This is a genomic window from uncultured Proteiniphilum sp., from assembly GCF_937873925.1.
Taxonomy (GTDB): domain Bacteria; phylum Bacteroidota; class Bacteroidia; order Bacteroidales; family Dysgonomonadaceae; genus Proteiniphilum.
In genome coordinates, this window is record NZ_CALNAT010000172.1 from 1 (window position 1) to 12435 (window position 12435).

The 12435-nt window shown below is 46.3% G+C and carries 15 protein-coding genes; 11 read left to right on the forward strand and 4 right to left on the reverse strand.

Going from position 1 to position 12435, the window contains the following annotated elements:
- Positions 1 to 970 (forward strand): gfo/Idh/MocA family oxidoreductase (locus Q0502_RS11815; protein ID WP_298650954.1); only part of this gene is annotated, 970 nt, incomplete at its 5' end.
- Between the two features lie 114 nt (positions 971 to 1084).
- Here Q0502_RS11815 and Q0502_RS11820 read toward each other — a convergent pair.
- From Q0502_RS11820 to Q0502_RS11830, 3 genes are all read right to left on the reverse strand, one after another.
- Positions 1085 to 1633 carry an NAD(P)H-dependent oxidoreductase gene (locus Q0502_RS11820; RefSeq protein ID WP_298650956.1) on the reverse strand — a complete coding sequence of 183 codons (549 nt, stop codon included), beginning with the start codon at positions 1631 to 1633 and terminating at the stop codon, positions 1085 to 1087.
- A 299-nt stretch (positions 1634 to 1932) separates the two neighbouring features.
- The gene (locus Q0502_RS11825) at positions 1933 to 2370 is read right to left on the reverse strand and encodes a nucleoside deaminase (protein ID WP_298650958.1); all 438 of its coding nucleotides are present in this window, start codon (positions 2368 to 2370) and stop codon (positions 1933 to 1935) included.
- 87 nt (positions 2371 to 2457) lie between these two features.
- Positions 2458 to 2682, reverse strand: coding sequence for a hypothetical protein (locus tag Q0502_RS11830; protein ID WP_298650959.1), 225 nt, complete (start codon positions 2680 to 2682; stop codon positions 2458 to 2460).
- Positions 2683 to 2849: 167 nt separating this feature from the next.
- On the opposite strand from Q0502_RS11830, the gene Q0502_RS11835 reads away from it, so the two are divergent.
- The 10 genes from Q0502_RS11835 to Q0502_RS11880 all read left to right on the forward strand — a co-directional run bounded on the left by Q0502_RS11835 (position 2850) and on the right by Q0502_RS11880 (position 10827).
- A complete protein-coding gene (locus Q0502_RS11835; RefSeq protein WP_298650961.1) occupies positions 2850 to 3212 on the forward strand; it encodes a YraN family protein in 363 nt (120 codons plus the stop codon).
- A gap of 139 nt (positions 3213 to 3351) precedes the next feature.
- Positions 3352 to 3714: an MmcQ/YjbR family DNA-binding protein gene (locus tag Q0502_RS11840; protein ID WP_298650963.1), complete on the forward strand. Its 363-nt coding sequence runs from the start codon at positions 3352 to 3354 to the stop codon at positions 3712 to 3714.
- The gene (locus tag Q0502_RS11845; protein ID WP_298650965.1) at positions 3698 to 4462 is read left to right on the forward strand and encodes a biotin--[acetyl-CoA-carboxylase] ligase; all 765 of its coding nucleotides are present in this window, start codon (positions 3698 to 3700) and stop codon (positions 4460 to 4462) included. Before Q0502_RS11840 ends, Q0502_RS11845 begins: the two co-directional genes overlap by 17 nt.
- A gap of 31 nt (positions 4463 to 4493) precedes the next feature.
- Complete coding sequence (gene pyrH, locus Q0502_RS11850) at positions 4494 to 5201, forward strand: UMP kinase (RefSeq protein ID WP_298650967.1); 708 nt, start codon at positions 4494 to 4496, stop codon at positions 5199 to 5201.
- Positions 5202 to 5446: 245 nt separating this feature from the next.
- The gene (frr, locus tag Q0502_RS11855) at positions 5447 to 6004 is read left to right on the forward strand and encodes a ribosome recycling factor (RefSeq protein WP_298650969.1); all 558 of its coding nucleotides are present in this window, start codon (positions 5447 to 5449) and stop codon (positions 6002 to 6004) included.
- On the forward strand, positions 6004 to 6966 hold the full coding sequence (gene rsgA, locus Q0502_RS11860) for a ribosome small subunit-dependent GTPase A (RefSeq protein WP_298650971.1): 963 nt from the start codon (positions 6004 to 6006) through the stop codon (positions 6964 to 6966). Before frr ends, rsgA begins: the two co-directional genes overlap by 1 nt.
- Positions 6963 to 8354, forward strand: coding sequence for a cardiolipin synthase (gene cls / locus Q0502_RS11865; RefSeq protein WP_298650973.1), 1392 nt, complete (start codon positions 6963 to 6965; stop codon positions 8352 to 8354). The genes rsgA and cls overlap by 4 nt, the downstream gene beginning before the upstream one ends.
- Before the next feature lie 78 nt (positions 8355 to 8432).
- A complete protein-coding gene (locus Q0502_RS11870; RefSeq protein WP_298650975.1) occupies positions 8433 to 8972 on the forward strand; it encodes a shikimate kinase in 540 nt (179 codons plus the stop codon).
- Positions 8969 to 10177, forward strand: coding sequence for an alanine dehydrogenase (locus tag Q0502_RS11875; RefSeq protein ID WP_298650977.1), 1209 nt, complete (start codon positions 8969 to 8971; stop codon positions 10175 to 10177). Before Q0502_RS11870 ends, Q0502_RS11875 begins: the two co-directional genes overlap by 4 nt.
- 83 nt (positions 10178 to 10260) lie before the next feature.
- Positions 10261 to 10827 (forward strand): hypothetical protein, encoded by a 567-nt coding sequence (locus tag Q0502_RS11880; RefSeq protein WP_298650979.1) that lies wholly within the window; start codon positions 10261 to 10263, stop codon positions 10825 to 10827.
- Positions 10828 to 10957: 130 nt separating this feature from the next.
- Here Q0502_RS11880 and Q0502_RS11885 read toward each other — a convergent pair whose 3' ends face one another.
- Complete coding sequence (locus tag Q0502_RS11885) at positions 10958 to 12346, reverse strand: MATE family efflux transporter (RefSeq protein WP_298650981.1); 1389 nt, start codon at positions 12344 to 12346, stop codon at positions 10958 to 10960.
- Positions 12347 to 12435: the final 89 nt, after the last annotated feature.

Genomic DNA, 12435 nt, shown 5'->3' on the forward strand with positions numbered 1-12435 from the left:
TGTGGAAAAACCGCTGGCCAATACCATCGAAGAGTGCGACCTGATGGTGAAAGCTACCAGGAAACACAACCGTATCGTGCAGGTAGGACAGTGGCAACGGAGCGATCCCCACTGGGACGAAGCCGCGGCATACGTACAAAGCGGGGAATTAGGACGCGTGCGAACCGTAAAAGTATGGGCCTATCAAACCAGTAAGTGGACACTGCCGGTAGTGCCTGATTCGGCGCCGCCGGCGGGAGTGGATTATGATATGTGGCTGGGACCGGCGCCAAAGCGCAATTTTAACCAGAACAGGTTCCACTACAATTTTCGCTTCTTCTGGGATTATGCCGGCGGGTTGATGGCCGACTGGGGAGTGCATCTGCTCGATTACGCCATGAAAGGGATGAACGTGGGATTACCCTCATATGTTTATGGAGCGGGAGGGAAGTACGGTTATCCGGATGATGCGATGGAGACTCCCGACACGCTGATGGTAACCTATAAATATCCCGATTTCAATATTATGTGGGATCATGCCTGCGGCATAGGCGCCGGGATGTTCGGACTTCGGGAAGGGGTTGCCTTTTTCGGTGAGAACGGTACGTTGATACTTACCCGGCAGGGTTGGGAAGTGGTTCCCGAACAAGCTATCAATAGCCGTACGTTCCCCTATTGCTATCCATGCGATGAAGAGAGGAAACCTAATACGCTTCGGATGGAAGCGGTAGAAAAAAGAACCGGTACGGGTAAAGGGCTATACCTGCATGCGGGCAATATGCTCGATTGTATGCGCTCGCGCGAACTACCCAATGCCGATATTGCCATTGGTGCCGAAGTGGCCAAACTGAGCCATATGGCCAATATATCCTGTCGCGTCGGAACCGCACTGAACTGGGATAACGATGCCGGAAAGTTCATAGGAAGCGACGAAGCCAACAGGTTAATCAAAGCCAATTACCGGGCTCCGTGGAAATTGCCGAAACTCTGATAATCTCCCGAATTATGTTGTTTCACGAAGACTACTAATGTAATTGAATAAAAAAATCGCTCCGGAAGCAGTATTACTTTCGGAGCGAAAACTTTTTGCGGGTCTTTCGATCTCTCAGAACTTATATACCCATTCGGCGAATGCGTCTATCCAACTTTTAAGGAATTTGCGGGTCTCCTCCTTCTTCAGGTGGTTCTGCTCGTCGAACAAATGCCAGGAATCCCCGATATATGCTTCCGGCTGCTGCATCGTATAAACGTCGATGAACACCATAGATTGACGGAGTGTGTGGTTAGCCAATACGCCTCCCAGTGCCCCTACGGAACTACTTGCCACTGCCCCGGGTTTACCTCCCCAATTGTTTTGCCCGTATGGCCTTGATCCTACATCAAGTGCATTTTTCAGTACTCCTGAAGTAGTTCGGTTATATTCGGGTGTGAAGAAAAGATATCCGTCGGCTTCACTGATCTTCTTGCGGAATTCGACCCACTCTGCGGGCGGGTTCTCTTCCAGGTCTTCATTGTAATGCGCCAATTGACCTATCTCTACAATTTCCAACTCCAGAGACTCCGGAGCCAATCTGATGACTTCGTTTGCCAGTTTTCTGTTGACCGATTCTTTGCGTAAGCTGCCTACCAATACAGCTATTTTCTTTTTGCTCATAATTTATAAAATTAATCGTTGACGTTGATTTTTTTAATTGATTTGCTGATTTTTAAATAGATATTTCCGGAATAGTATTAACGCTTTTCTCATGGCTTTTGTTTGATAATAATTATTGATAGGTTATTGGTAGCTGTTTACGGAATTTCAACAGGAGGAAACAATAAATTCTACTTACTGTGTGTTGTTTTTCATATGACAATATTTATTTTTAACACTAAGGTCATATGGAACTCGCGTACTATCATAATCTTGTATGATAATGATATCCTGCTCGTTTCAATATTTTATTTTCTGAATTATTTTCTGAAGCGGGCGAAAAAAAGTTTCATCAGGTCGGCGCAATCATCGGCCAGAATACCGGAAGTGACCGTTGTCCTGGGGTGAAGGAGATAAGGAGAAATCTGTGAGTAGCCTCGTTTTTCATCCGACGCTCCATATACTATGCGTGATATTTGCGCCCACCGCAGCGCACCGGCGCACATGGGGCAGGGTTCTACCGTAACATAGAGGGTGCAATCGGTCAGGTACTTTCCTCCCAGCACATTGGCTGCGGCTGTGATTGCCTGCATCTCGGCGTGGGCTGTCACATCATTCAGTGTCTCAGTCAGATTGTGTGCACGGGTAATGATGCGATCATTCACAACGACTACCGCGCCCACAGGAACCTCTCCGTTCTCGAATGCTTTGTGCGCTTCCCGCAAAGCCTGCTGCATAAAATATTGATCGTCCAGCACCAGTTTTAAATTGCTAATTATCAGTTACAAATTACCCATTAGAAGTCAGAAATCCAAATCTTGAATCTTAAATCTTGAATTTTTGAATCATCTCCTCATTTCATTCTCTTCGAACAGGGTAGGATAGTCCTGTTCCATATTTTTCAGCACATGATTGAGAACGGTTTCACGAAACCATCGGGAACGGTTGGTGATCTTATACTTTTTCAGATAGAAATGAATCAGGCTGTATTCCTCATCGCTGAGCATGAACACGGCCTTTTTTATGCGCGGCTTGATCTTACCCTGTGGTTTGTATTGCTTTGTTCTCATCAAATAACCATTGAAATTTCTGCTTCACAGAAAACGGATCTACTCAGTGTAAGCACCCCCTTTCCCTTTGCAGATGCAAAAAAACAAAATATTTTCGCCAAAAAGAAGAGTTTCCGGTGTAAATTTGTATTTTTACAAAGTTTATAAGCTATTTTGTTAAAAAAGAGATGGCCGAACACAATGAGTTGGGGAGGAAAGGTGAAGAGGCTGCGGTAGCCTATCTCAAAAAGAAAGGACACCATATTGTGGAGAGAAACTGGTCTTTTTCCGGTTATGAGATCGATATCGTGTCGGAACAGGAAGATTTTATCGTGTTTGTGGAGGTCAAGACCCGCACATCGACGGAATGGGGTGATCCGGGAGATTTTATCGGGGAGTATCGTATGCGGCGCATGGTTCGTGCTGCCAGTCATTATCTTAAAAAAAATCGTATTGATAAACCGGCCCGGTTCGACATTATCGCCATAATATGGAATGAACGGCAGTTTGAATTGGAACATATCGAAGATGCGTTTTTACCCTTTTTGTAAAACATAACTTTGGCAGGATACGGACCCCTCTTAATTTCAGGAAGCGGAGATGAAACGAGCATGTACGATAATATATACATAAGATAATGGATATGCGAGTTCCATACGGCTATAGTGTTAAAAAATTAATAGTGTTCGTATGAATATCGAGAAACTGTTTGATTATTGCCAATCCATTCAGGGGGCAGAGGTAACCACTCCGTTTGATGAGGTCACCATTGTAATGAAGGTGATGGGTAAAATGTTTGCATTGATCCCTACGGATGTAGATAGGTTCTGCATCAGCCTCAAATGCGACCCGGCGAAAGCCATCCCGCTGCGTGAAAAGTATGCATGCGTGGAAGAGGCCTATCATATGAACAAAACCTATTGGAACACCATTTATTTAGACGGGGATATGCCCGACAAGGAACTCAAGGAATGGATCGATCATTCTGTGGAGGAGGTTATAAAGAAATTGCCCAAAAAACAGCAACAACAATATTATGGAACAGTTAAGTAAAGATCGCCGGATAGTCCGGTTGGAAGAAACAGAATCGACAAACGTCTATTTAAAGCAACTTCTCAGGGAGCAGCAACTTGAAGAGGGTTCGATGGTTATTACCGATTTCCAGACCGGCGGACGGGGACAGATGGGGAATTCCTGGTTTTCTTCGAAAGGGGAAAATTTGCTATTCAGTCTGCTTATCTATCCCCAAAATGTGCGGGCCAATGAACAGTTCATTATTTCCCGTATCGCATCGCTGGCCGTCAAGAATACACTCGACCGGTTTACGGACGATATCCGCATCAAATGGCCTAATGATATCTACTGGAAAGAGCAAAAAGTTGCAGGAATGCTGATAGAGAATGATATAGAGGAAAAATACATCACGAATTCAGTGATCGGGATCGGTATCAATGTCAATCAGCAAATGTTCCCCCCCGATCTTTCCAATCCCGTTTCACTCCGGCAGATTACCGGATCAATACAAGATCGGGACTATATCCTCGATATTTTTCAAAGGGAATTTTTTCTGCTCTATCGTGATTTTCAGAAAGGCGAAATTAAAGTTATTGAAGATGAGTATATGCTCGACCTCTACCGGGTAAACGGTTATTATTGGTATGAGGATAAAAACGGCCGATTCATGGCTGAGATCGATGATGTACTCCCTTCCGGACATCTGGTATTGAAGACGATGGATACCGAGGAGGAGCGGACGTATGCATTCAAAGAGGTCGCTTTTATCAATGAACCAGAGAACTAATTTCACTTTTCACTTTTAGTTTAAAAGATATATGCAATTTAATAGGATTTTACTCAAATTAAGCGGAGAGTCGCTGATGGGCGACAAGCAGTATGGGATTGATGAAAAACGCCTGCAGGAATATGCCGAACAGATACAGGAAGCGGCGCAGACAGGCGTCCAGATAGGTATCGTGATTGGCGGGGGGAACATTTTCCGTGGCCTGAGCGGTGCTACCAAAGGGTTTGACCGGGTGAAAGGGGACCAGATGGGAATGTTGGCCACCGTGATCAATAGCCTCGCGCTGAGTTCGGCGCTCACCTCGGTCGGACAAAAGAACCGTGTTTTCACCGCAGTCCGTATGGAGCCGATAGGAGAACTTTATTCCAAATGGAAAGCTATTGAATCGTTGGAAAAAGGCGAAATCGCTATCCTTGCCGCCGGTACGGGGAACCCTTTCTTTACGACCGATACCGCATCCGCGCTCCGGGGAATTGAGATTGAGGCCGATGCCATGTTCAAAGGGACCCGGGTTGACGGGGTCTATACAGCCGATCCGGAGAGAGACCCTGCCGCCACAAAATTCCATACCATTACTTTCGATGAAGTCTACGACCGCGGATTAAAAGTAATGGATCTGACTGCCACAACCCTGTGTAAGGAGAATAACCTTCCCGTCGTGGTGTTCGATATGGACAAATACGGCAACCTGAAAAGAGTGATTGAAGGCGAAGATATCGGGACTTTGGTGCATGTTTAGTCTGCCGGTCCGACAATGCCGTATCACTCCTTCTTGTTCGTCAGGTTATCCGTCCGACGGAAATAGAGGGTAATTAAAATTTTTTCACTATTTTTGTCCAAAACTATTCCGATAGAGGTGAATAGAGGGAAAAAAGTCCCCTACGATACCTTTGAAATAATAGTTTAATCGTATGGACAATAGCCTAAAGTGATTGAAATAATGCAATAAGATCTGAAATCGACTAAATTTATTTGAAGATAGTTATGGAAACAACGACAATCAGAAAAGAAGCCGAAGAAAAGATGCAGATAACCATCGAATTCTTGGACGAAACATTTTCACGTATCCGTGCAGGCCGCGCCAACGCCCGTATTCTGGACGGCATACGGGTGCAATATTACGGTAGTCTTGTCCCGCTGTCGAATGTAGCAACGGTTACCACTCCCGATGCGAAGACCATCATAGTCCAGCCTTGGGAAAAAGCGATGTTGAAAGTAGTGGAAAAAGCTATTCAGGACTCCGACGTGGGTATCACACCCGAAAATAACGGAGAGGTGATCCGTTTAGGCATACCGCCGCTTACGGAAGAACGCCGTAGACAACTGGTGAAACAGACCAAACAGGAATCAGAAGAGGCGAAGATCAGCATCCGTAATGCACGCCGTGAAGGGATCGACGAAGTGAAAAAAGCAGTCAAAGAAGGTTTGGCGGAAGATATGGGGAAAGACGGCGAGAACGAACTACAGAAACTTCACGACAAATATATCAGGAAAGTGGATGAGATGTTCGCCGAAAAGGAGAAAGAGATACTTACCGTTTGATGGCAAAAGGCGGAGAGGAAAGCGGTAAGAGGGGGTTGCAGGGGCTGGTTGTCAGGAATACCGGGAACTCTTATCTGGTACGCGATGATGACGGTAACGATATCATTGGGATAGCAAAAGGGAATCTGAGGCTCAAAGGGATCCGGAGCACAAGTCCCATTGTGGTGGGCGACAGGGTCTTTATGGATCGGAACCCCGACGGCACCGCTTTTATCACTGATATTGCGGAACGGAAGAATTACATCGTCCGCAAAGCTTCCAACCTCTCTAAATACTCACATATCCTGGCTGCCAATATCGACCTGGCATTTCTTTGCATCACCGTGAGTCATCCCGAGACCACAACAGTGTTCATCGACCGGTTCCTGGTCACTGCCGAAGCCTATTCAGTTCCGGTATACCTCATTTTTAACAAGATCGATCTCTATGATGAAGAGGAGCATGGATACCTGGATGCATTGATACACCTCTATTCCACGATCGGTTACCGGTGTTTGAAAACTTCGATAGTGACGAGTGAAGGAAAAGACCAATTAGAGGCGCTTGCCGAAGGAAAAACAGTCCTGCTGGCAGGGCATTCGGGAGTAGGGAAATCGAGTATCGTCAATCTTTTGGTGGGAGATGAGGCGCAAAAGGTGAGTGAGATATCCGGTTATCATCACAAAGGGATGCATACCACCACTTTTTCGGAAATGATCGAATTGAAGAACGGCGGATTCCTGATCGACACCCCAGGCATCAAGGGGTTCGGTACCATCGACATGAGCCGGGCTGAGGTGTCCCACTATTTCCCTGAGATATTCACGGTTTCGAAAAATTGCAAATACAACAACTGCCTGCATCTCAACGAACCCGGCTGTGCTGTGGTGGAGGCGGTGGCAAATCACCATATCAGTGAAAGCCGCTACCATTCATACCTGAATATACTGGAAGACATTGAAGAAGGAAAATACCGGTTATGAATATACAACTGAACAGTACACTGCTTCTGATCATCGAGACACTCTACCTGCTCACTGTGGCAAGTATCGTAGTGGTGGTGATTTCGGAAAACCGGAATCCCATCAAAACAGTGGCATGGGTACTGGCGGTGGTTTTCCTTCCTTTTATCGGTATTATCTGGTATGCCTTCTTCGGACAGGACGCCACCAAAAAACAAGTGATCTCCAGACGGATGTACAGTAAACTGAAGAAGCGCCCGCTCGACGGGATGGAGACCGTGGTAGAACACACTTTCCCCGAAGGGCATACTAACCTTATCCGTCTGCTGCAAAATCTGGATTATACTCCTTTACTGGGAGGAAATGATGTGAAGCTGTTCACCTGTGGGGAGGATAAATTTGAAAATCTCTTTGCCGATATCGAGAAGGCGGAAAAACATATCCATATAGAGTATTATGTGCTGCTCGACGACGAACTGGGTCTCAAATTCCAGCAGGCGCTTATCCGCAAGGCAAAAGAAGGACTGGAGATACGTATCATTTACGACAGTTTCGGGTCGCGGAAAGCAAAGAGAAAATTCTTTGAGGATTTCCGGAAAGCGGGAATCGAAACCGAACCTTTTTTAAAGTTGAGCCTCTCGGCACTAACTTCGAGGCTCAATTACCGGACACACCGTAAGATAGTGGTCATCGACGGGCGGATAGGCTATGTGGGCGGAATGAATGTTGCCGACCGTTATCTGAAAGGTTTTGACTGGGGATGCTGGCGCGATACCCATGCCCGGATCGAGGGTAAGGGAGTGCAGGGATTGCAGTCGGTCTTTCTGATCGATTGGTATTTCGTATCGCAGACGCTGATCACGTCACGCGACTATTTTCCTGTGCTGGAAAATTATGGGGAATGTCCCATGCAGATAGTGAACAGCGGCCCTTTAAGTGTATATAACGAGATCTCTTACGGGATTATGCAGGCCATTTATGATGCCCGCAAATCTATCTTTATCCAGACTCCCTATTTCCTGCCTCCTGATGCGATGATCGACGCACTACAGGCGGCTGCCACCAGAGGCGTCGATGTGAGGGTCATGATGTCCAAACGATCCGATATGATGCTGGAAAGCGGAGTGAAAGTATATATGTACCACAAAGGATTTCTGCATTCCAAGATGATGGTGTTCGACGGTTCGCTTACTTTGGTCGGGTCTGCCAATTTCGATTCACGTAGTTTCGAGCAGAATTTTGAAGTGGAAGCATTTATTTATGATAAAAAACTGGGAATGCAGGCCGGCGATATCTTTGTCGAAGATCAGCGCTTTTCAGAGACGGTTTCTATGAGGGAATGGTCTAATCGCCCTGTATTGAAGCGCTTTATAGAATCGTTTATGCGGCTTTTCGCCCCCCTGTTGTAACGTGTGTTGCTGTGGAGACGGAACTATTTCGATAAGGACTTGAAATAGGGCAATAAAACTTGAAAAAGTATAAATTGTATGGAACGAATTTTTATTGTAGGTTATATGGGCTCCGGCAAAACTACCATAGGAAAACGACTGGCCAGGTCGTTTTCACTCTCTTTTGTCGATCTGGATGCCTATATCGAGAATAAATATCGTAAAACGGTTCCCGTTCTCTTTGCGGAGAAAGGGGAGGAGGGTTTTCGGAAAATAGAGAGCCAGGTTCTCAGAGAAGTGGCCGAATTTGAAAATATAGTGATTTCTACAGGTGGGGGGACTCCCTGTTTTTTCGACAATATGGAGGTGATGAACCGTGCCGGCGTTACCATTTACCTTGAAGCCCATCCCGAAGAACTTGCTGACCGTCTTCTGGCGTCAAAAACCGTCCGGCCGCTCATTGCCGGGAAGCCGAAGGAGGAACTTATTCCCTTTATTACGGAACATTTAGCCCGCAGGGAGTGTTATTACAATAAAGCGCAGATCGTTTACCATATAGACCGCATGATCACGAAAGAGGAAATTCATTTAACGGTGCGCGGTATCAAGGAACAATTAAAAAACAGAAGGACTCAATGATATACGATTCCCAAAAAAGCACCTCGTTTGTCGTGCGCGAACTACTGCAAAAAGTCGAAAAGCAGAGACCGTCCGTGGTGATTGGGGTTCCCCGGGAAAATCAGAAACTTGAGAAACGGCTGCCGCTGACTCCCGAGACCGTGTCGTTGCTGGTAGAATCAGGTTACAGAGTGCTGGTTGAAGCGGGGGCAGGACTTACCATTAACTACACCGACAGTTACTACGCCGAATCGGGAGCCGAAATCGCCGACAGTGCCGAAGAGATTTTCCGGGCCGACCTGATCCTGAAAATATTACCTCCCACCCTGGAAGAGGTCACTATGATGCGGCCGCGGGCTTCCGTTTTTTCGTTTCTCCATATTCATCAATTGTCCGTTCCTCTGCTGGAATTGATGTCCGGGAAAAAGATCAACGCGCTGGCATATGAGCTTTTTTACGATAATACGGGTATATCCCCGTTTGTGACATCCATATCCGAGATCGAAGGTACTTATTCCATTGCCCTGGCGGCAGAACTGTTGAGCAATGCCCACGGTGGTAAAGGCATCTTGCTGGGAGGCATCCCCGGCGTATCACCTACCGAGGTAGTGGTTATCGGGGCGGGAGTAGCGGGGACCATGGCCGCGCGTACGGCGTTGGCGCTGGGAGCGTCGGTGAAGGTATTCGACAACGATATCAACAAGTTGCGCACTATCCGCCATGAACTGGGCCGGCCGGTGTTCACCTCCACGTTCCAACCCAATGTGCTCAGGAATGTGTTCCGTTCTGCCGATGTGGTGATCGGCGCCATGCAATATATCAACAAAACCCACTTTTACCGCATTTCCAATGACCTGATCAGGGAGATGAAACAAGGAGCCGTTATCATCGATGCGCGGATGGCGCAGGGAGGATGTTTCGAAACTACCATGGAAGCCTGCCTGCCCGGCCATCCGACAGTTTTTGAGAAATTCGGCGTATTACACTTCTGTGAGATGAGCCTCAGTTCGCGTGTAGCACGCACTGCTTCCATCGCCTTAAGCAATATTTTTATTTCGATGTTCTCCGCCATGGCCGATTGTGGGGGTACCGAGCATTTTGCCCGGTTCGACCGCGGCTTTGCTTCCGGTTTTTACATGTATGCCGGAAAGATGGTCAACCGGTATGTAGCCAATCATTTCAATTTACCCGTAACCGATATCGGCCTGTTTTTGCCTGGGTATTGACACAAATAAAAACGAAATGGCACTATTATAGTGCAAAAATACGAAAATATTGCACTGTGTGAGTGCAAATGTATTATATTGATATGATGAAACGATTCCTTAGCTATATGTTATTCCCTGTTATTATGTTTATGTTTGTCAATTGCAATAAACAAAATAAAGAATCAAAAAATACTAAAGAAGAGATAATAAGGATATCTTCAGGTAACTTTCAAAAGTTAATGAGTTCCTTTAAAAAGGAAAATTCTGATAACGTTCGTGCTTCCGATTATCCGGAATACTATGCTGGGGCATTTAGGGATTCTACAGGTAGGCTCGTTATTAATATTATAGGCGACTCATTAACGGCAAAAAGAGATATTATCGAGAGAATTGGTAATGAACATTTTCTCTTGCAGGAAAAAAAATATTCATATACCGAATTAAGTCAAATAATGGATACAATTAATAGGTTTATGCTCAATAGCACGAATAAGAAAATAGTCGATGAGATAGAAATTCATGTAATTTCTTTGTTAGATAGAGAGAATAAAATAGTTGTCAGACTTGGTAATCTCAATGCTGAAAGCATAACCGCATTTAAAGAAAAAGTATATTATTCACCTGCAATACACTTTGCACAATCCCCTGGAAGACCAAAACTTCATTGAGGTAGTATCCCACGTTTCAATAGGTTCTTATTAGACTCTAATGGTAGTTCCTGCCACTGATTTTCCCTTCCTTGCCCAGACCATTAAGACCCCCATTCCCTTTATTTTCAGGCAAAAATAGAATTGAAATTTACGACATTTTTGGGGTGGGTTCGGAAGACAGCCTTTTCTGCAGGATCAGGTACCAGGTAAACAGGATGATCCCTTTGAATATGGAGGTGACGGACAGGGCCCACCATACTCCGGTCACCCCCATCCGGGTGCCCAGTATCAGGGCGATAGGGATCCGTAACGTGTTGAAGACAATACTGATGATGGCGGGGGGAGTAGTTCTGCCCAAACCGTTGAACATACCTTGTGTAGTGATCTCCAGCATCATAAAGACCTGAGAGATCCCTATGATCAATAAATACTCACCCCCGGCCTCGTAGGCTGCTTTTTCGGGTACGAAAACAGAAAAGATCCCTTCTCCGTATAGCACAAATGCCAGTGTTACCGTGATCCCCAATGCTCCCATCATCATCAAAGTGTAACGGAAAGACCTGTTGGCGCGGTTTATCTTGTGGGCGGCAAAGTTCTGCGCCACAAAACTCCCCAGTGCGGTGGAAAATCCGGTGGAGGTATTCCATGTGATTCCTTCAATCTGTCCGCCGGTAGTCTGGCTGGTGATACCCAGATGTCCCCCGTACAGCGATGCTATGCGGGCCAGGTTCATATTGATGAATGCGAAATAGGTATTCATGGCGGCAACTGGCAGTCCTAATTTCAGGATATTCAGGGTATACCTTCTACGTGGGCGGATCAGAAATGGGAATTTCCCCAACAATCCGTTCTTCCCTTTCAGGTGCCGTACAAACAGCAGAAGCACCACCCCCTGGGACAGGATGGTAGCCAGCGCCGCACCTTTTACTCCCATGACCGGGAAAGGACCTGCCCCGAAGATCAGCAGCGGATCCAGTACAATATTTAAAACAAGGCCGGTAGCGTTGAAATAAAAAGGAATGTCACTCCGTCCGGAACCGATGTAGATGCCGGAAAAATTGAGAATCAGGAACATAATAGGGATCCCTAAGGAGATGATCCGCAGGTATCCGGTCGCTTCCATCGCAATCTCCTGTTCCAGTTTGTAAAAAGATATATAGGGGTGGGGGAAAAGAAGGAAAAATAAGCCGAAAACAAGCCCCAACAGTATGGCGATAGTGGTGGTATGGGAAGCATAGAGCGACGCCTGGTCTAATCGCCGGGCGCCGATGGATTGCCCGATGGAGATTTCGGCGGCTACCTTGGAAATAAGCGCCACCGAATTCATCATCCACATGAGCATCCCGACGGCACCTACTGCCGCGACCGATTGGCTGCCCAATCGCCCTATCCAGATGATGTCCACCAGATTGTAGGCCATCTGGATAAAGCTGATCGCCATCAATGGAAGGGCCAACGTGAGCAATTGCCGGAAAATACCTCCCCGGGTAAGATCGCGCACTGCAGATGTTTGTAAAGGATGAGATTCCACCGGCAACCCTCTTTATTAAAAAAGGAAGTAACCTTTGACGTTACTCCCTTTGATTCTCTTTTTTTAGATAAGAGGAAGAGGAGACTTCCGGTGGT

Excerpts from the sequence above, each read along its gene's own strand:
- Q0502_RS11840 (WP_298650963.1), top strand. The coding sequence starts at position 3,352 with ATGAATATCGAGAAACTGTTTGATTATTGCCAATCCATTCAGGGGGCA.
- Q0502_RS11820 (WP_298650956.1), bottom strand. The coding sequence starts at position 1,633 with ATGAGCAAAAAGAAAATAGCTGTATTGGTAGGCAGCTTACGCAAAGAA.
- Q0502_RS11830 (WP_298650959.1), bottom strand. The coding sequence starts at position 2,682 with ATGAGAACAAAGCAATACAAACCACAGGGTAAGATCAAGCCGCGCATA.
- rsgA (WP_298650971.1), top strand. The coding sequence starts at position 6,004 with ATGGCAAAAGGCGGAGAGGAAAGCGGTAAGAGGGGGTTGCAGGGGCTG.
- Q0502_RS11835 (WP_298650961.1), top strand. The coding sequence starts at position 2,850 with ATGGCCGAACACAATGAGTTGGGGAGGAAAGGTGAAGAGGCTGCGGTA.
- frr (WP_298650969.1), top strand. The coding sequence starts at position 5,447 with ATGGAAACAACGACAATCAGAAAAGAAGCCGAAGAAAAGATGCAGATA.
- Q0502_RS11870 (WP_298650975.1), top strand. The coding sequence starts at position 8,433 with ATGGAACGAATTTTTATTGTAGGTTATATGGGCTCCGGCAAAACTACC.
- Q0502_RS11845 (WP_298650965.1), top strand. The coding sequence starts at position 3,698 with ATGGAACAGTTAAGTAAAGATCGCCGGATAGTCCGGTTGGAAGAAACA.
- pyrH (WP_298650967.1), top strand. The coding sequence starts at position 4,494 with ATGCAATTTAATAGGATTTTACTCAAATTAAGCGGAGAGTCGCTGATG.
- Q0502_RS11875 (WP_298650977.1), top strand. The coding sequence starts at position 8,969 with ATGATATACGATTCCCAAAAAAGCACCTCGTTTGTCGTGCGCGAACTA.
- cls (WP_298650973.1), top strand. The coding sequence starts at position 6,963 with ATGAATATACAACTGAACAGTACACTGCTTCTGATCATCGAGACACTC.
- Q0502_RS11880 (WP_298650979.1), top strand. The coding sequence starts at position 10,261 with ATGATGAAACGATTCCTTAGCTATATGTTATTCCCTGTTATTATGTTT.